We start from the raw sequence: 17,615 nt of genomic DNA, 5'->3' as shown, positions 1-17,615 counted from the left end.
AAGAAAGTTGCCTAACTCGTAAAAATAGACTCTATCACATTTCTGGATTCACTTCCGTAAATACCATCTACAGTGATTTGATTATCTCCTTGAAATGCTTTTAGTGCATTTTCTGTTTGCAAACCAAAAATGCCATCAGTGCTTCCGCTGAGATAATTTAGCTGAATTAAAATCTTTTGAAGCAGTTTTACATTTTCGCTACTATCGCCTTTTCTTAGATATCCTGTTGGTATGGTTAGTGAATCATCTAGATTATCGGTTAAACTTCTAAACTCTAATATCCTATCTAGATTAAAGGTTTGAATATTTACCTCATCACTTTGATTACCACCCAAACAATAGATAGACTTACCACTTTTGGTATAACCAATAAAAAAACCAACATGACCAAAAGGGCCATTTTTTTTCTTACGCCAAAACACAACAATATCACCGGGTTGAGGCCAAGTCGTTTTGTGACCAACATTGAGCCAACTACGTGCCATAGCACTATTGGACATCGGCAAATCGGCTTGCAATGCTACCCAATTTGCAAAAATGCTGCACCAGGCAACTTCATCTGTGCCAAAATTGAGGCCAGTCATTTCTTGGTATTCTAAAATTCGTTCGTTGTGATCTGAACCGGGAATTTCTTTTTGTCCAAGTTCTCCAAAGGCAATTTTTAATGTATCCGACAGCATAACATGTAATCTTTATGATTAATAAACGTGTGTGAATTAATTATGCTTAGGAGTCTTATAAAGTTATGAAAAAATAAGAAGCCTGAAAAATCAGGCTTCTTTAGTTATATAATATCGAAGTGATTTACAGCATCAACAATTCGTTGCAAACTACTTCTGTGATGTATCGTTTCTCACCTTCTTTGGTTTCATAGGTGCGATTTGTCAATTTTCCTTCTACGGCTACTTCTTTTCCTTTGGCTAAATATTTCTCTACAATTTCTGCCGTCTTTCCCCAAGCTACTATATTGTGCCAATAGGTGTTTTCTACTTTTTCACCATTTGCGTTCTTGTAGCTTTCATTGGTAGCAATGGAGAATTTAGCTAGTGTTCTACCATTATCTAAGTTAATGATTTCTGGGTCTTGTCCTAGATGTCCAATCAACTGTACTTTGTTTCTTAGCGTGTTCATAATTTTAAAATTTTAAGGTTAAACAGTTAATACTATCGAAACGTCCTAACGGTAATCAGGCTCTTATGTTTCGACAAGGCAAAGATGCAACGCAACTGAAAAAATAGTCGGTAGTTACCTATTTAAATTCGTTTGTAAACGAATAATCTTTATCTTCACATTATGATGAAATTAACTATATCGAAGGCCATTGAAGTTTTGCAACAGACACCAAAAACCTTACATGCTTTTCTATACAATCTATCTGATGACTGGATTTTTTGTGATGAAGGTAGTGAAACCTGGAATGCTTACGATATTGTTGGGCATCTTATTCATGGGGAAAAAACAGACTGGATGCAACGCCTAGACATTATACTTAAACAGGGGGATAATAATACTTTTGAACCGTTCGATAGGTTTGCACAATTTGAAAACTCTAAAGGCAAGTCATTACACAATTTGCTGGGTGAGTTTTCAGAACTCCGGTCACAAAACCTTGAACAACTAAAAGCATTAAATATTACTGAATCTCAATTTAGTTTAAAGGCTATCCACCCAGAACTTGGTGAAGTTACACTTGGCCAGCTATTAGCAACTTGGGTGACACACGATCTTGGGCACATTGCTCAAATTGCAAGAGTCATGGCAAAGCAATACAAACAAGATGTTGGTCCATGGGAGGCCTACATTTCTATACTACATAAATAGATGAGTACTATTATAGAAACTGAACGGTTAATTTTAAGAGAGCTATTAGAAAGTGATATCAATGAAATGTTTGAGTTAGATTCAAACCCATTAGTGCACAAATTCCTAGGCAATAAACCTATAAGTACTAAGGAGCAAGCTCTTGAAGGCATACGCTTTGTAAGACAACAGTATACAGAACGTGGTATTGGTCGTTTTGCTGCTGTAGAAAAATCTTCTGGTGAATTCATAGGTTGGTCTGGACTAAAACTAAATCAAGGCGAAAAGGAAATACTCAACGGATTCGATAATTTTATTGATGTAGGGTATCGTTTCATTCCTAGATATTGGGGCAAAGGTTATGCAACAGAGTCAGCAATAGCAACTATGGATTATGGTTTTAAGGTAATGCAATATGATACTATTTATGGCGCCGCTGAAATAGAAAACATTGCATCGAATATAGTTTTACAGAAGATTGGATTACAGTTTGTAAACAAGTTTCTCTATGAGGATATAGAAGTAAACTGGTACGAATTAAATAAGGATAATTATGGAAAAAAAATGTCCTGAGTGTGGTACTAAGATTGTTGGCAGAATAGATAAAAAGTTTTGCAGCGATGGTTGTCGAAACACTCACAATAATCGCATCAATAAAGACAGTAAAAATCTCATTAGAAATACTAATAATCGCTTACGAAAAAACTACCGCATACTGGAGGTTCTCAATCCAAATCAGAAAAAGAAAGTTTCCAGAAGCAAGCTCATAGAACATGGCTTTGATTTCAATTATTTTACAAGCATTTACACTACAAAAGCAGGAGCTATTTATTACTTCGTATACGATCAAGGATATTTACCGCTAGATGGCGATTATTATGCCCTTGTAAAACGTGAAACATAAATTTTTGTATCTTTAAGAGACTCAACAACTTATGCTATGGTGCTAAAATCATTTTGTTATGAAAGCACTACTCACTCACTGCGCTTCGTTTATTCTTTTTTTGTCTATTACTACTTCCTTTTGTCAAAACTCAATAAGCACTGAAAACATAAATGACCTATCGGTTACAACTATCAATACCAATGAAGGAAATGTTCAGGTATTGTTGCCAAAAATAAGCCATGGACAAACTATATCTGGAACTGTAATGCTAGAACCTAATGGTAAAAACGATAAAAAAACTAATAAAAACCTCGAAAAACTAAAACAACTTACACTTTCTATCGGTAAGGTTTCAATACCATTAAATGATACATCGTTTACGTTTAGTGCAAGTTCTCCTGAATTAAGTATTGCTCTAAAAAATGAGGGCAAAACAGTTGCATCAGGCAACATATCTATTGCTAGCGATCCTGCTAATTGTTCGTCAATATGTTTTCCAAATTATGTCACAGCTTCTAGCTATTCTTCAGTCAATGGAACTGTTTTCGACGGAAACGCTTGTTCCGATTGTGTAACCCTGAGCGGTAATCCTGTTGCGGTTATAGCAGAATCAGAAAACATGTTAATCGTTAGAATTCCTGAAGGGTTGCAAGGACGACAAATGCTTTCAATTACTGAAGATCAAAACACCTACGAACAAGATCTCAATGTTTTACAATTATCACTTAGTGTAGGTCAATTAAATCTACTGAGAGGTCAGCAAACCGATTTGTCGATTACAGTATTTGGTTTTGAAGGGCTGGACGAAAGCATTCCCTTAGAGCTTACAAATAATAGTCAAAACAATATTTCTCTTCAAGATGGTAATGCTCAAGAAATCCTTATTGTACCTAGCGAGAATCCTTCAGGAGTTTTTCAATCTGTACAAACCATTCGAGCAATAGATAACGGAAGCTTTTCAATTTCAGCAAATATTCAGCCTTCAGATCCAAACCAAGACCCAAATAATGAGCAACTTTGCACTTGCAAAATAGGTGATGATTTATTCTTGATTCAACCCGAAGCTTGTGAAGAATTAGGCGGACAATGTCATACAGGTGAAAACAATTCACCTCCAATTGAACGCACGCAAGTTAACGTGACTCCTTCTTTAACATTTCATGGTATTTTGATCAGTATTGATGATGACATAGCCGATGCTGAAGAGGATATCTTGGAAGAATGGGAAAAGTGGGATAAGGCCAAGGGAGAAAAGGACGAAGCAGATGAAAATCACAATGATCTGGTAGCCATAGATGAAATTTTAGACAAGGTTCCAGGCACTTATCAAGATAAGCTCAAGAGAATAGTTGATTCATTAGCAAATGCTAAACGAGATTTTCCTGATGGTATAAACCATGATGTACTGCAAAATGCTGTCGCAAATGCTGAAGCCAGAGTAAAGGCTTGTGAGGAACATCTTGAAACGCTTAAAAAACAAGCCCAAGACCTTGAAGAACAACTCGAAGAAGATGAAGAAGCCGTAAAGAAGATTGTTGATGAAATGAGTGAAATTTTAGATGATTATGGTTGCAAAAATGGACCATGTAAAGCAACTGTTACTTTTGAAGATGGTAAAGCAAAAATTGACTATAATTTCCCAAAAAACAGTATGGATGCAGGAGATCAACAATTGTTTGATGAACTGATTGCTGAATACTATAAAAGAGCCAAGGCTTACAAAGACAGTCACAAGAAACACAAGCAAACATTAGATGCTATTGAGGATGCCGAAGATGATTGCAAAGACCTATCTGATGCACTCGATAAAGCCAAAGAAGCCAAAGATAAAGCAGATGCCGCGGCTGCAATTGAACAAGAAGCTGAAGCCATTTGTGATGAAATAAAACGCCTCCTAAAACAGCTTGAGCGTTGGTGTAAGAACAACCCTGATCACTGTGATTTCTTAAAAGATATTGAAGACTTACTAAAGCAATGTCCAAAAACTGATGCTGAGTTAGATGATTTTTGGGATGCCTTTGATGACCTCTTAAAGAAGAAAAAAGCGCTAGAAGACGATTTTGCCAAACAAGCAGAAGATGCTCAAGGAGATATGGATGAAGCGGAAGACACGATCAATGATTTAAAGGGTGAAATCGATAACCTTGAGCAAGAAAAGCGAGAAGACCAAGCACGAAAAGACCAAATAAAAAGAGATAAGGCTGCTGCCGCAAAAGCAGAAGCAGATGAAGCCAGAGCTCGGGCTGCCGCTGCAAAAAAGAAAAAGCGAGAACGCGATAAAAAAGATAAAGAGGTGAAAGATATTATCAAGAAAGCTAAATCTCATGAAGGTGCTGACGAAGTATTAGGAGGTTATATAAAGGATTTGATAATGTCACTTAGTTTGGATGAATTAGACAAGGCCTCTGGAGATGCTAAGATTGGAAAGCTACTTGGTGCAATACTCACAGCAAAAGAAATCCCTGAGTGTGCCTGTAAACTATACAAAGCCTTGAAAGAAGCATTAGCAGCTCACAATAGAGGTGAAGATCCTTTTGTTTATGCCAATGAATTCATACGTCATTTTAAAGATTGTGCAGATTTACCACACATATCTACAATCATGGAAGGTGCACAACAACTATCCGAAGCTATTCAAAGTCTAACACCTGCTCAAACAAAGCAAGCTTTAGAAGGTATTACTAGAGTGATACGAATACAGGAGTGTAAGTAAACTCGGGGGTTAATGAGTGTTCATCGAGATTGGTGTAACAAAACATAGTGCAGTGTTACTTATAATATATAACACTAAACTATGCCCTCAAACATTCTTATCTTAGCAAACAACATCAGCACTACACTTGGCTTTGTAATAGTCATTTCAGTTGTGGCCATTGTTATTTTTATTGCCTATTACTTTTCAAGAAAACAACGTGTTTTAAGAGCACTTTCAAAATTTAAGTACAGAAAGATTACCCAATTTCAAACTAATGAGCTAACTAAGGTCATTGGTAAAACATTACATGTGCACGAGCCTTTTGTTGCACCTTTCAGCAAGAGAAAATGTGTGGCCTTTCATTTTGTTATACAACAAAAAAGAAGCAACGGAAAAAGCTCTTATTGGAAAACACTTGTGGAACAATCTGACATTCAGGATTTTTTTGTTGAAGATCAAGGTGAAGTTGTTATGATAAAACCAACTAAGGTTCCAAAAAATTATATCAATTATATGGTTACAGACAGAAGTGTTTCTTCTGGTGTGTTTAATGCACCTTCACCCAAGTTTTTAGAGCTCTTGAAACACTATGGTGTGAATAGCAAAAATCTTTTAGGGTTCAATAAAAACTTACGCTATACCGAAAGCATCATCGAAGTCGGTGAAACTGTAACTGTAGGCGGTATTGCTAAGTGGAAAAAATTATCCGAACCTTTGTCTGGGTATTCATACTCGCAAATTGCAACTCTGGAAAGTAGTGATGAGCAGAAAATTGTAATCACAGACCACCCCTCTGCTCAATTCTCTCAAAGGAAACTATAAAGTTCTATTTCCAGTTTTGCCCTTTTAGCTTCATGGCAGCTATAAGGATATCTTTTTGACTAATTTGTCCTATTAGTTTACCATTTTCAACAATTGGAAAACGTCTCCTTCTCGATTGTAAAAACTTATTAGCAGCATCAAACACATTCATATTGCCATCTATGGTTTCAACATTCCTTATCATGCGTTTTTCGACATTGTCCTTTTCCATAGGCATATTGTAATATCTGCTTTCGCTTAGCTGTTTCAAACAATCTCCTTCAGAAATAATCCCAACTAGTTCATTCTTTTCATTCACTACAGGACCTCCCGAAATTCTATTCTTAATTAAAGATTCCACAACTTCTTCCACAGACTGATCTGGGCGAAAGGTAATCAGGTCTGTTGTCATGTAATCACTAACCTTTAACGGTGTCTCCTCTACAGCATTTTGTTGTTGCCGTCTCGAACCTTGAAAACTTTTAATTCCCATAATCTTATGTTTTAATTGCTAATATATTTTGAAAGTGCTCCTTATAAATATACACATAATATAGGCTCATCCCAAAAGAAATATATGTAGTCGAATTTTTAGTAACTTTAAAAGCAACTAACTTCTTTTCTCATGATTAAAAAAGCCATAGCCGTCCTCATTATCATTTTATCTGTGTATTGGAGTTTTTCGGCACTAATGCCTGGCAAAATTTCTGACATCGATACTTCTGAAAATAGCTTTTCTACACAACGTGCGCTTATTCACTTGAAAGAGATTTCCAAAGCACCGCATTACGTTGGAATTAAAGAGCATGGTCGTGTACGAAATTATATTATCAACGCATTGGAAGAACTTGGTCTAGACGTTGATATTCAAAATGAATACAGCATTAGCAAATGGGGAAACATGACGAAGCCAAAGAACATTTTGGCAAGAGTTGAAGGTTCGGACAATTCTAAAGCGCTGATGTTATTGACACATTATGACAGTAGCCCTCATTCTTCACCTGGAGGGAGCGATGCGGGATCTGGTGTAGTAACTATAATAGAAAGTCTTAGAGCCTATTTGCATGAAGGGAATAAGCCAAAAAACGATATTGTAATACTCATTTCAGATGCTGAAGAACTAGGATTGAATGGTGCCGATATATTTGTAAATAAGCATCCTTGGGCAAAAGATATTGGGTTGGTTTTAAATTTTGAAGCCCGTGGAAGTGGTGGTCCGAGCTATATGCTTATTGAAACCAATGGCGGCAATTCTAAAATGATAGATGGCTTTAAGGAAGCAAGTCCAGATTTTCCTGTGGCCAACTCTTTGGCTTATAGCATTTACAAAATGTTACCAAATGACACTGACCTTACAAGGTTTAGGGAAGATGGTGATATAGAAGGGTTCAATTTTGCTTTTATTGATGATCATTTCGATTATCATACAGCATTAGATACATATGAAAGATTAGACAGAAATACTCTGGAGCATCAAGGGAGTTATGCGATGCCATTACTCAAATATTTTGCTGATGACAACCTCAACAACCTTAAAAGCGATTCGGACAAACTGTATTTTAATATGCCAATGTTCAAGCTCGTTACATATCCATTCTCTTGGATAATGCCAATGCTAATCATCGCCTTTTTAGTATTTGCAATATTGGTGTATTCTGGTCTTCAAAGAAATCAGCTAAGCCTAAAAGAAATTGGAAAAGGCTTTCTACCTCTCCTATTATCAGTTCTAATCAATGGCGTCATTGGGTATTTTGCTTGGCCCGTTTTAAAAACGTTATATCCTTCCTATGGAGAAATGTTGCACGGTTTCACCTATAATGGACATCTGTACATTGGTATGTTTGCGTTCCTGTCTCTGGCTGTTTGCTTTTATGTCTATCACAAGTTTTCTAAACCAAAGAATGCAGCAAATCTCTTAGTCGCACCAATCTTTTTGTGGCTAATTCTATGTACGTTCTTTGCAGTAGGATTAAAAGGTGCTAGCTTCTTTATTATTCCTGTATTGTTTGGGCTTATATCGCTTTATGTCTGTATTAAAAGAGCTAACGATAGTATTATCACTGTAGCGTTGTTGGGCATGCCACTTTTACTGATTCTATCGCCTTTTGTAAAGATGTTTCCAGTTGGTCTTGGTCTAGACACTTTGGTTGCAGCCACTTTATTGGTTTCATTGATATTTACACTTTTAATAGGTGTGTTTTCGAGTTTCAACCATAAAAACAGATGGGCTCATGCGATGACATTTATTGCATTGATACTATTTATTTCAGCCCACTTCAAGTCTGAATTTAATGAGTTGAGACCTAAACCAAATAGCCTAGTCTATGCTCAAAACCTAGATGATAGTACAGCTGTTTGGGCGACTTACGATAATGCACCTGACGAGTGGACTAAAGCCTTTCTTTCTGAAAACCCAAATGATGCACAATCGTTAAGTAAAAACACCATAGGAAGTAAATACAACACCAGTTTTACTTTTAGTAAAAACACTGATGTTAGACCTGTATTGCCTCCCCAGATTAATGTCCAAGAGGATACTATAATTGGTAATAGTAGACATATAAAAGTGTTTATTACTCCACAACGTACCGTACATCGTTATGAAGTTTTTGCAGATTCGAGCAATCATTTTAATGCATTCTCCATTAATGGTCTTTCAGTAGAAAAAGATGACAATAATATGGTCTTCGAAAACCGTTGGAGAAATCGTTTGTTTTCATATTATGTTACAGATGATCAGTATTTAGAATTGGATTTTGAAGTCCCTGCAGGTCAAAGTACGTCTTTAGAGCTCTATGAAGCTTCTTTCGATTTGTTGTCCAATACTTTATTTAATGTTTCGGAGCGTCCAAAAACCATGATTCCAAAACCCTTCATTCTTAATGATGCGGTCATATTAAAGAAGACAATTACCATTGACTAAACAAATTAGCATCCTTTTAAGAGCCTTGTACGCTTAATTTTTTTAGTTTTGCGCTGCAAAATTATCTAACAATGAAAAAACTTATTTTATTAGTCGTTGTAGCAACATCTTTTGGTATTACGGCCCAAACGAAAACGGAATTGGTAAAACACTTTGAAGCGTATTACCAACAAATGAAAAGACAAGGTGATGTACAGGGTGTTATTAATGCCATGACACATTTAGAGGTTTTAGCACCTTCGCTAGCTAGAAAAGATACTTTGGCTTACATCTATGCCTCTGAAGGAAGAAACTTAGAAGCACTAAACACTATAGGTATAGAATTAGGTCCTAATGATTCTGATATTAATGTTGAAGTTAAAGCCATAGCGCTTAAAGCTCTGAACCAATCTGAAAAAGCTTTGGTACATTATGAAGAGTTGTTCAAAAGAAAGCCAAATCCTTATTTAGCTTACGAAATGGCTGACTTAAAAACACAACTGAAAGACTATGCTGGCGCTAAGCAAAATGTTGAATATGGTTTAACTAATGTTAAAGCTGACATGAAGCGTGCATTCTACGAAACCCAAACGCCATATCAAACATCATTAAAAGCTGCTTTGTTGTGCCTTAAAGGATTGATTGTTTTTAATGAAAACCAAACTGCTAATATCGACCAAGCTATTAAATTGATGAACGATGCACTTGCAATCGATCCTAACTTTAATTTGGCAAAAATAAGTCGTGAGGCTTTAGAGGGCAGAAGAAACCAAGCGAATCAAGGTGCGAAGAATTAAAAGCTAATTCTTTAATTACATACAAGACATTTTCAATGTCATATTGAATGAAAAAAGGTGAACTTTCTGTTCACCTTTTTTAGTTATTGGCTTCTATCCATATAACTTCATACATTTTATAAAGAGGGTTCCCAAAATAATCTATTGGAGGATCACCCCAATAATCCAAAAGATAAATTTTATCATATACTTTTTCTTTATTAAGCACTTCTCTTTTTTCCCATTCCTTTTTTAAATCTTTAATCGTGTTGAATTTTAATGAATCTAAGTCTTCCTGGAAAAGTTCAACAATATCATTCCCTTCTATATACTTAAAGTGTTCATCAAAAATGAAAAAATCTTTATCCAATGATCCTATTTTTCTTATGTAGTTAATTTCGTATTTTGCCCTAGTAATTCTTCTACCTTCTTTCTTGAAAGTAAACGTTTCTTCACTAAAACGATCAAAAAATAAGTAAGCAATCTTTTTATTTTGGCTTGAGATTTCACCAAATACAAGTAACATAAAAATTACAATAAAGGCTTTAACTTGTTTAATCTGCATTTATCCGTTTACTTTACTTTGATACAACTAATATAGTTATTTAAATCTCTATCTATTAGTGGAAAATCAATTGCTAAATCGTAAACAGAAGGGATAAGAAAGAAAAGCAAAACGAACCTATTAAACATGAAAAAAGGTGAACAGAAAGTTCACCTTTTTTGCCCCAAATCTACCATAAACTTAACCTACTTATGTTATGGTGACTCAAATATAAAGAGGTAACTTTCTTACAACAATATTTTTTGGACAAACTACTTATATATTAGCTTAAACGAGAAAAGGGCGAACTTCGTGGACAAAATACAGGTCAGAATTGTAACTCAAAGAGAATAAACCCATTACGGAAAAAAGTATGGCAAATAAAAAAAGGTGAACAAAGAGTTCACCTTTTTTTGCCCCAAATCTACCATGAACTTAACCTACTTATGTTATGGTTCTACTAATGTATATTTAATTTGTCTAACAGAGTATAAATATTGGATGAAATGCATTTTTTTTGGTTAAAACACTGGTTTTTTCGGACAAAGTGCTAATTTCAAGATTTTTACCTAGTAAGCCCTTTCCTTATTTCCTTCGTAAAAATTAATGAAAGCTCTGTTAACCACACGGTTACCTCCAACCGTTGGATAGTTCCCTGTAAAATACCAATCTCCTAAATTCTTCGGACAGGCTTTATGAAGATTTTCCACGGGTTGGAAAATAATCTGCACTTCGGCTTCAACCGTTTCATCACTAAGTAACTCTGCAATTTTATTTGATATCTGTTCTGGTGTAAACTGGTCGTAAATCTCCTTTACAAAGTTCTTTACATCCTTATCTTCTAAATCTACTTGTGCTTTACACTTATGATATACCTCTTCTACTAAATGATATTTATCATGGTCTTTAAGCAATGCTAAAGTAGCTCTAAAAGCAACCAAGCTCTCGAGATTGGCCATGTCTATCCCATAACAATCCGGATATCTTATTTGTGGTGCAGAAGAGACTACTACTATCTTTTTTGGATGCAGTCTGTCCATCATCTTTATGATACTCTTCTTCAAGGTTGTTCCTCTTACAATACTATCATCTATGATTACAAGATTATCTGTTGGTTTTATCACACCATAGGTAACATCATAAACATGTTCTACTAAATCATCTCTGCTACTATCTTCAGTGATAAACGTTCTAAGTTTTACATCCTTGATGGCTATCTTTTCTATTCGTGGTCGCTCCGATAGGATTTCAATCACACGTTCTTTAGATAAACCACCTTTACCTGCTAATATGGCTTGCGTTTTTTTGTAGTTAAGAAATTCTTCAACGGTTTCTATCATTCCAAAAAATGAAGTCTCAGCTGTATTAGGGATATATGAAAATACTGTATTCTCTGTATCTTCATCAATAGCTTTAAGCACTTCTGGCATTAATAATTTACCAAGCTCTTTTCGCTCTTGATAGATCTCAGCATCGCTCCCTCTAGAAAAGTAAATGCGTTCAAAAGAACAGGCCTTTCGTTCTAGAGGCTCTATGATTTTTTTGATTGCTGTTTTACCAGATTTTTTAGTGATAATAGCATGTCCAGGATCTAATTCTACAATCTCTTCAAACGGAACGTTAAATACAGTTTGAATCACTGGTCGTTCTGAAGCGACAACCACAACTTCATCATCTTTATAGTAATATGCTGGGCGTATTCCGGCTGGGTCTCTAAGTACAAACGAATCACCATGTCCTAACATACCTGCCATAGCATAGCCTCCATCCCAATTCTTTGAAGCCTTTTTCAATATTTTGGCTACTCTAAGTCGTTCAGCTATTAAAGGGGAAGCATCTTGCTTGTTATATCCTTCCTTTTTTAAATCCTTATAAATCTTAGATACAGAATCATCTAAAAAATGACCAATCTTTTCCATTATGGTAATGGTATCTGCCTTTTCTTTTGGGTGCTGTCCCAGTTCTATCAACCTATTGAACAATTGGGTTACATTGGTCATGTTAAAATTACCCGCAACGATAAGATTTCTGTGTTGCCAATTGTTTTGTCTTAGGAATGGGTGAACACTCTCCACGCTATTCTTCCCAAAGGTTCCATAGCGCACGTGCCCTAACAAAAGCTCTCCGATGTAAGGAATGTTTTTCTTTTGAAGTTCAACATCATTCTTGTACTCTGGATGTTCTGTAAACTCTTTATTGATACGTCCGTTGATTTGGGAAAAAATATCTTGTATCGGCTGTTGCGCAATAGATCGTACTCTACTGATATAACGTTCACCAGGCTGAGTATCTAATTTAATACTCGCAAAACCTGCACCATCTTGTCCACGATTGTGTTGCTTTTCCATCATTAGGTACATTTTATTTACACCATAAAAGGCTGTACCATATTTCTCCTTATAATATTCTAAAGGTTTCAGGAGTCTAATAAGTGCTATACCACATTCGTGTTTTAAAGTATCGCTCATTTTGGATTATAATGGGTTGTTGTAATAAAAAAACGCGCTCCATTTTAGAGCGCGTTTCGTTACGTTAATTTTATTTCAAATTGTGTTAGATTCTTAAATTGCTGGAGACGTTTGCGTACCTCATCGGCCTTGAGTGTCTCCATTCGTTGTGTTCCAAATTTTTCAACACAGAACGATGCCAAGGTTGAACCGTAGATTACTGCGTTCTTCATATTTTCAAAAGAAGTATCTCCTGTTCTTGCTAAATATCCTGCAAAACCTCCTGCAAAAGTATCTCCTGCTCCTGTTGGATCAAAAACTTCTTCTAGAGGTAATGCTGGTGCATAGAATGCATTATCCTTGTGAAATAGTAAAGCACCATGTTCACCTTTCTTAATAACCACATATTGTGGCCCCATTTCATGAATCTTTCTGGCCGCTACAACAAGTGAATACTCTCCTGTTAGCTGTCTTGCTTCTTCATCATTGATTGTAATCACATCGATATGCTTCATAACCTTGTGCAAGTCTTCCAAAGCATTATCCATCCAAAAGTTCATGGTGTCCAAAATGATTGCTTTTGGTTTAGTGGTCATTTGCTCAATAACGCTAAGCTGCGTTAGTGGATGTAAATTTCCTAACATTACAATTTCTGCATCTCTGTAGGCTTCTGGAACCACTGGTTCAAAATCTGCTAATACATTTAACTCTGTAACCAAAGTATCGCGCGAATTCATATCATTATGATACAACCCACTCCAGAAAAACGTTTTTCCATCTTTAACGATTTCTACTCCAGTAATGTCAATGTTTCTGTCGGAAAGCAAGTCTAAGTATTCCTGTGGGAAGTCACCACCTACAATAGATACTATTGATGAATCTACCTTAAACTGTGATGCTGCTAAACCTATAAATGTTGCTGCCCCTCCAAGAATCTTATCTGTTTTACCAAAAGGTGTTTCGATAGCGTCGAAAGCTACAGTTCCGACAATCACTAATTTGCTCATAAAAGCGTTTTGAAATGAAGTGCAAATTTACTCAAAATTTATTCTGTACAAAAGCTTGTTTTTAGTTGAAGCTTATTTTTAGTACTTTTGCTGTAATAGCCATTCTAATCATAGTATAACCCTAAATCTGTTATATCATGAAAGACCTTCTGGCTATTTATTTTTTTCTGTTATTTTTTACATGTTATTCCGTATCTGCCCAAGTTGGTGTAGGTACCACTGATCCTACTGCCGAATTAGAAATTGAAACTACTGATACTGGCATTCCTGCTCTTGAATTAAATCCTCAATCTTCTCCTACTGGAAATACTACAGGGCAAATTGCTGTTATTGGCGACAAGCTTTTTATGTATGATGCTACTCGTAGCAAATGGCTTAGTGTAGAGGTTACACCTTTACAGCTTGGGAGGTCAGGAGGAGCTGATGACACCAATTTAAGAACTGTTGGTAATCAAAACAATAACCGTTCTGGTTATTTAATGCCTTTTGATGGTACTATAACTTATGTTTCCGTAAAGTCGAATTCTAACAATGGTGCTCAATCTAAAGAGTTTTCTATCCAGGTAAGAAATGGAAATACTACAAATTCAGCAACTACGGTAACAACTTCAGCTTCTGAGTATACGAATAGTTCTTTGAATATAGATTTTTCGGCCGGAGATTTTATTAACGGTAGAATTATCGATGATGGTAATGGTGACGTGAATAATGTTTCGATGATTGTTTGGGTAAAGTGGCGTAATTAACTTTACTTCCTTCCAAAGTCAGCTGGGATTTCTCCCCAAGCTTTGGTTTCCCATTTTACGATAACAGTCCTATACGTATTGTTGTTTAGCCAATTAATAGCACGATCTACAAGGTCGAAAACTGGTTTATTCTTATTGTTACGTTCAAGTTTGGTATTGCAGGTTTTCTTTTTCACCCAACTCATAGCGGTTCTGGAGTCAGTATAGATAATTCGGTCACTATCCTTTTGCTTTAACAATGCTAAAGCATGTACTATGGCTAAAAATTCACCTATATTATTTGTAGCCTCTTCAAATGGGCCTTGAATAAATATTTGTTTTTTGGTTTTGGTATCTACACCTCTGTATTCCATCTTACCAGGATTTCCAGAAGATGCTGCGTCAACACTAATTGAGTTAAAGTTTGGCTTTCCAATTTTCTTAAGTTGTTCTTCAGTGAGTTCACTTTTGAAGACTTTACTTTTTCCAATATAATCTTTATAATTTCCTTTCAGCGCTTTCTTAGCAGCTTCAAACGTAGTAAAGGATTTATATTGAGCACCTTCAAAATTTGTGATTTGTGCCTTACAATCTTCCCAAGTTTCAAAGACTCCTGTATGGTGTCCTTTCCAAACGGTATAGAATTTCTTCTTCTTTTTACTCATTTTATAATCTTGAACCTAATTCAAGCACATATCATTATTGATTTTAAACTACTTCTCGATACATTCTTAAACAAGTCAATAATGCTCGAAGTGAAGTATCGAGAACTATTGCTCACCTAACAACTTCGCCATTACTTTCGGAAAGTGTTCCATTTCTAGCTCATGAATTTTAGCAGCTACATCTTCAGCTGTATCAGAAGTATTTACTGAGCATTTTGCCTGAAAAATAATCGCCCCTTCGTCATAATGTTCATTAACGTAGTGTATTGTTATTCCTGTTTCGGCTTCTTTATTAGCAACAACAGCTTCATGAACATACTTCCCATACATCCCTTTTCCGCCGTACTTAGGTAACAGGGCTGGGTGAATATTAATAACCTTATTTGGAAATTCGTTTAGCATAGTTTCAGGGAATTTCCATAGAAATCCAGCTAATACTATCAAATCGGGTTGAATACTTTTCAGGATATTTAGCACATCATGAGTGCCTGTAAACGCTGTTCTATTGAATGACAACCCGCTGACTTTTAGTTTTTTACATCGATCTAAAACTTTGGCATGAGGATTGTTAGTCAACACAGCGGACACTGTAGCGTCATCTCTTTCTTGAAAAAACCGAATCAGATTTTCAGCATTAGTTCCGGAACCGGAAGCAAAAATTACAATACGTTTCATGTTTAGATATCAGTGCTACGAAAGTTCGAAAACAAAAAAAAGAATAATAATTTACAATTAGACGGTAAAATAAAAAATTGTTGAATCTATATTTTTAGTAAATTATAGGCACAATTTGTACGCAAAGGTGTTTATTACAATAAAGTTTTTTATTTTTGCCACCTAATTAAAACTTAAAAATTAAAAGATTATGTCAGACATTGCATCAAGAGTAAAAGCGATTATCGTTGATAAATTAGGTGTTGATGAAAACGAAGTCGTAACCGAAGCAAGCTTCACTAATGATTTAGGAGCAGATTCTTTGGATACAGTGGAATTGATCATGGAGTTCGAAAAAGAGTTCGATATCCAGATTCCAGATGATCAAGCTGAAAACATTGCAACAGTAGGTCAAGCTATTTCTTATATAGAAGACGCAAAATAAGTCACATTTTTTATGGAATTAAGGCGAGTTGTAGTAACTGGTTTAGGTGCTTTGACGCCAATCGGGAATACCAAAGACGATTATTGGAATGGTCTTGTTAATGGTAAGAGCGGTGCTGCACCTATTACTTATTTTGACACTGAAAAGTTCAAAACCAAATTCGCTTGCGAAGTAAAAAACTTTAATGTCGCCGACTTTATTCATAGAAAAGAGTCTCGTCGAATGGATAAGTTTACGCAATATGCAATGGTTGCTTCAGATGAAGCTATTGCTGATGCTAATCTTAACCTAGATGAGGTAAATAAGCTTAGAGTCGGTGTTATTTGGGGTGCAGGAATTGGAGGTTTAGAGACCTTTCAAGAAGAGGTACTAAACTTTGCTGAAGGAGACGGAACTCCTAAGTTTAATCCTTTCTTTATCCCAAAAATGATTGCTGATATTGCTCCTGGTAATATTTCCATTAAAAATGGATTTATGGGACCAAACTATACTACAGTATCAGCTTGTGCTTCTTCTGCCAATGCTATGATCGATGCGCTAAACTATATTCGTTTAGGACATTGTGATGTAGTAGTTACAGGTGGAAGTGAAGCTGCTGTAACTATAGCTGGAATGGGTGGATTTAATGCCATGCATGCCTTATCTACAAGAAATGAGAGCCCTGAGTCGGCTTCAAGACCATTTGACGCAACCAGAGATGGTTTCGTACTTGGTGAAGGTGCTGGTGCTATTATTCTTGAAGAGTATGAGCATGCTAAAGCTAGAGGTGCAAAAATATATGCTGAAGTCGTTGGTGGAGGTTTATCTTCTGACGCACATCATATGACGGCTCCTCACCCTGAAGGTATTGGCGTTATGGCTGTAATGCGTAATTGTTTAGAAAATGCTAACATGAAACCTGAAGATGTTGATCATATCAATACTCATGGTACCTCAACACCACTAGGTGATGTAGCAGAATTGAAAGCAATTACAGAAGTCTTTGGCGATCATGCTAAGACTATTAATATTAATTCGACTAAGTCTATGACGGGTCACTTGTTGGGTGCTGCTGGAGCTATTGAAGCCATTGCATCAATCTTAAGTATTGAGCATGGTATCGTGCCTCCAACAATAAACCACTCTACAGTTGATGAAAATATAGATCCTGAGTTGAACTTAACATTAAACAAGGCACAAAAACGAGACGTTAAAGTTGCTATGAGTAATACATTTGGTTTTGGCGGACACAATGCTTGTGTGTTATTCAAGAAAATAGACTAGACCCC

General features: G+C 35.9%; 18 protein-coding genes. 10 read left to right on the top strand and 8 right to left on the bottom strand.

Annotation, left to right across the window (positions count from 1 at the left end; genetic code table 11):
- Positions 1–11: 11 nt before the first annotated feature.
- Both NCE97_RS02280 and NCE97_RS02275 read right to left on the bottom strand, forming a co-directional pair.
- The gene (locus NCE97_RS02280) at positions 12–680 is read right to left on the bottom strand and encodes a C40 family peptidase (RefSeq protein ID WP_353777250.1); all 669 of its coding nucleotides are present in this window, start codon (positions 678–680) and stop codon (positions 12–14) included.
- Positions 681–804: 124 nt separating this feature from the next.
- Positions 805–1,131 (bottom strand): single-stranded DNA-binding protein, encoded by a 327-nt coding sequence (locus tag NCE97_RS02275; RefSeq protein WP_353777249.1) that lies wholly within the window; start codon positions 1,129–1,131, stop codon positions 805–807.
- A 162-nt stretch (positions 1,132–1,293) separates the two neighbouring features.
- Between NCE97_RS02275 and NCE97_RS02270 the strand changes: the two genes are divergently transcribed.
- The 5 genes from NCE97_RS02270 to NCE97_RS02250 all read left to right on the top strand — a co-directional run bounded on the left by NCE97_RS02270 (position 1,294) and on the right by NCE97_RS02250 (position 6,203).
- Positions 1,294–1,821 carry a DinB family protein gene (locus tag NCE97_RS02270; RefSeq protein ID WP_353777248.1) on the top strand — a complete coding sequence of 176 codons (528 nt, stop codon included), beginning with the start codon at positions 1,294–1,296 and terminating at the stop codon, positions 1,819–1,821.
- Positions 1,822–2,373, top strand: coding sequence for a GNAT family N-acetyltransferase (locus tag NCE97_RS02265; protein WP_353777247.1), 552 nt, complete (start codon positions 1,822–1,824; stop codon positions 2,371–2,373).
- On the top strand, positions 2,354–2,704 hold the full coding sequence (locus NCE97_RS02260; protein WP_353777246.1) for a hypothetical protein: 351 nt from the start codon (positions 2,354–2,356) through the stop codon (positions 2,702–2,704). The genes NCE97_RS02265 and NCE97_RS02260 overlap by 20 nt, the downstream gene beginning before the upstream one ends.
- A 58-nt stretch (positions 2,705–2,762) precedes the next feature.
- Positions 2,763–5,399, top strand: a complete 2,637-nt coding sequence (locus tag NCE97_RS02255; protein ID WP_353777245.1) for a hypothetical protein — start codon at positions 2,763–2,765, stop codon at positions 5,397–5,399.
- 81 nt (positions 5,400–5,480) lie between these two features.
- Positions 5,481–6,203: a hypothetical protein gene (locus tag NCE97_RS02250; RefSeq protein WP_353777243.1), complete on the top strand. Its 723-nt coding sequence runs from the start codon at positions 5,481–5,483 to the stop codon at positions 6,201–6,203.
- 4 nt (positions 6,204–6,207) lie between these two features.
- Here NCE97_RS02250 and NCE97_RS02245 read toward each other — a convergent pair whose 3' ends face one another.
- Positions 6,208–6,675 (bottom strand): CBS domain-containing protein, encoded by a 468-nt coding sequence (locus tag NCE97_RS02245; RefSeq protein ID WP_353777242.1) that lies wholly within the window; start codon positions 6,673–6,675, stop codon positions 6,208–6,210.
- Between the two features lie 132 nt (positions 6,676–6,807).
- Here NCE97_RS02245 and NCE97_RS02240 point away from each other — a divergent pair, with 132 nt between their 5' ends.
- Entirely contained in the window at positions 6,808–9,105 is a 2,298-nt protein-coding gene (locus tag NCE97_RS02240) for a M28 family peptidase (RefSeq protein ID WP_353777241.1), read from the top strand.
- Between the two features lie 71 nt (positions 9,106–9,176).
- Positions 9,177–9,881, top strand: a complete 705-nt coding sequence (locus NCE97_RS02235) for a hypothetical protein (protein ID WP_353777240.1) — start codon at positions 9,177–9,179, stop codon at positions 9,879–9,881.
- Positions 9,882–9,960: 79 nt separating this feature from the next.
- On the opposite strand, the gene NCE97_RS02230 is transcribed toward NCE97_RS02235, so the two are convergent.
- From NCE97_RS02230 to NCE97_RS02220, 3 genes are all read right to left on the bottom strand, one after another.
- On the bottom strand, positions 9,961–10,425 hold the full coding sequence (locus tag NCE97_RS02230) for a hypothetical protein (protein WP_353777238.1): 465 nt from the start codon (positions 10,423–10,425) through the stop codon (positions 9,961–9,963).
- A 548-nt stretch (positions 10,426–10,973) separates the two neighbouring features.
- The gene (locus NCE97_RS02225) at positions 10,974–12,872 is read right to left on the bottom strand and encodes an amidophosphoribosyltransferase (RefSeq protein WP_353777237.1); all 1,899 of its coding nucleotides are present in this window, start codon (positions 12,870–12,872) and stop codon (positions 10,974–10,976) included.
- 59 nt (positions 12,873–12,931) lie between these two features.
- Positions 12,932–13,858: a PfkB family carbohydrate kinase gene (locus NCE97_RS02220; RefSeq protein ID WP_353777236.1), complete on the bottom strand. Its 927-nt coding sequence runs from the start codon at positions 13,856–13,858 to the stop codon at positions 12,932–12,934.
- Positions 13,859–13,995: 137 nt separating this feature from the next.
- Between NCE97_RS02220 and NCE97_RS02215 the strand changes: the two genes are divergently transcribed.
- Positions 13,996–14,604, top strand: a complete 609-nt coding sequence (locus tag NCE97_RS02215; protein ID WP_353777235.1) for a hypothetical protein — start codon at positions 13,996–13,998, stop codon at positions 14,602–14,604.
- A 2-nt stretch (positions 14,605–14,606) separates the two neighbouring features.
- Here NCE97_RS02215 and NCE97_RS02210 read toward each other — a convergent pair whose 3' ends face one another.
- Complete coding sequence (locus tag NCE97_RS02210; RefSeq protein WP_353777234.1) at positions 14,607–15,248, bottom strand: ribonuclease H1 domain-containing protein; 642 nt, start codon at positions 15,246–15,248, stop codon at positions 14,607–14,609.
- 105 nt (positions 15,249–15,353) lie between these two features.
- Positions 15,354–15,923 (bottom strand): phosphoribosylglycinamide formyltransferase, encoded by a 570-nt coding sequence (gene purN, locus NCE97_RS02205; RefSeq protein ID WP_353777233.1) that lies wholly within the window; start codon positions 15,921–15,923, stop codon positions 15,354–15,356.
- Between the two features lie 190 nt (positions 15,924–16,113).
- Here purN and NCE97_RS02200 point away from each other — a divergent pair, with 190 nt between their 5' ends.
- A complete protein-coding gene (locus NCE97_RS02200; RefSeq protein WP_027394586.1) occupies positions 16,114–16,347 on the top strand; it encodes an acyl carrier protein in 234 nt (77 codons plus the stop codon).
- 12 nt (positions 16,348–16,359) lie between these two features.
- Positions 16,360–17,610, top strand: coding sequence for a beta-ketoacyl-ACP synthase II (gene fabF, locus NCE97_RS02195; protein WP_353777232.1), 1,251 nt, complete (start codon positions 16,360–16,362; stop codon positions 17,608–17,610).
- Positions 17,611–17,615 lie beyond the last annotated feature (5 nt).

Origin of the sequence: Winogradskyella sp. 3972H.M.0a.05 (genome assembly GCF_040493455.1) — a bacterium.
In the GTDB taxonomy this organism is placed as follows: domain Bacteria; phylum Bacteroidota; class Bacteroidia; order Flavobacteriales; family Flavobacteriaceae; genus Microcosmobacter.
This window is presented reverse-complemented; position numbering and strand designations above follow the sequence as displayed.

Excerpts from the sequence above, each read along its gene's own strand:
- NCE97_RS02255 (WP_353777245.1), top strand. The coding sequence starts at position 2,763 with ATGAAAGCACTACTCACTCACTGCGCTTCGTTTATTCTTTTTTTGTCT.
- NCE97_RS02240 (WP_353777241.1), top strand. The coding sequence starts at position 6,808 with ATGATTAAAAAAGCCATAGCCGTCCTCATTATCATTTTATCTGTGTAT.
- NCE97_RS02220 (WP_353777236.1), bottom strand. The coding sequence starts at position 13,858 with ATGAGCAAATTAGTGATTGTCGGAACTGTAGCTTTCGACGCTATCGAA.
- NCE97_RS02235 (WP_353777240.1), top strand. The coding sequence starts at position 9,177 with ATGAAAAAACTTATTTTATTAGTCGTTGTAGCAACATCTTTTGGTATT.
- NCE97_RS02250 (WP_353777243.1), top strand. The coding sequence starts at position 5,481 with ATGCCCTCAAACATTCTTATCTTAGCAAACAACATCAGCACTACACTT.
- NCE97_RS02265 (WP_353777247.1), top strand. The coding sequence starts at position 1,822 with ATGAGTACTATTATAGAAACTGAACGGTTAATTTTAAGAGAGCTATTA.
- fabF (WP_353777232.1), top strand. The coding sequence starts at position 16,360 with ATGGAATTAAGGCGAGTTGTAGTAACTGGTTTAGGTGCTTTGACGCCA.
- NCE97_RS02275 (WP_353777249.1), bottom strand. The coding sequence starts at position 1,131 with ATGAACACGCTAAGAAACAAAGTACAGTTGATTGGACATCTAGGACAA.
- NCE97_RS02270 (WP_353777248.1), top strand. The coding sequence starts at position 1,294 with ATGATGAAATTAACTATATCGAAGGCCATTGAAGTTTTGCAACAGACA.
- NCE97_RS02210 (WP_353777234.1), bottom strand. The coding sequence starts at position 15,248 with ATGAGTAAAAAGAAGAAGAAATTCTATACCGTTTGGAAAGGACACCAT.
- purN (WP_353777233.1), bottom strand. The coding sequence starts at position 15,923 with ATGAAACGTATTGTAATTTTTGCTTCCGGTTCCGGAACTAATGCTGAA.
- NCE97_RS02280 (WP_353777250.1), bottom strand. The coding sequence starts at position 680 with ATGCTGTCGGATACATTAAAAATTGCCTTTGGAGAACTTGGACAAAAA.
- NCE97_RS02230 (WP_353777238.1), bottom strand. The coding sequence starts at position 10,425 with ATGCAGATTAAACAAGTTAAAGCCTTTATTGTAATTTTTATGTTACTT.
- NCE97_RS02260 (WP_353777246.1), top strand. The coding sequence starts at position 2,354 with ATGGAAAAAAAATGTCCTGAGTGTGGTACTAAGATTGTTGGCAGAATA.
- NCE97_RS02225 (WP_353777237.1), bottom strand. The coding sequence starts at position 12,872 with ATGAGCGATACTTTAAAACACGAATGTGGTATAGCACTTATTAGACTC.
- NCE97_RS02215 (WP_353777235.1), top strand. The coding sequence starts at position 13,996 with ATGAAAGACCTTCTGGCTATTTATTTTTTTCTGTTATTTTTTACATGT.
- NCE97_RS02245 (WP_353777242.1), bottom strand. The coding sequence starts at position 6,675 with ATGGGAATTAAAAGTTTTCAAGGTTCGAGACGGCAACAACAAAATGCT.
- NCE97_RS02200 (WP_027394586.1), top strand. The coding sequence starts at position 16,114 with ATGTCAGACATTGCATCAAGAGTAAAAGCGATTATCGTTGATAAATTA.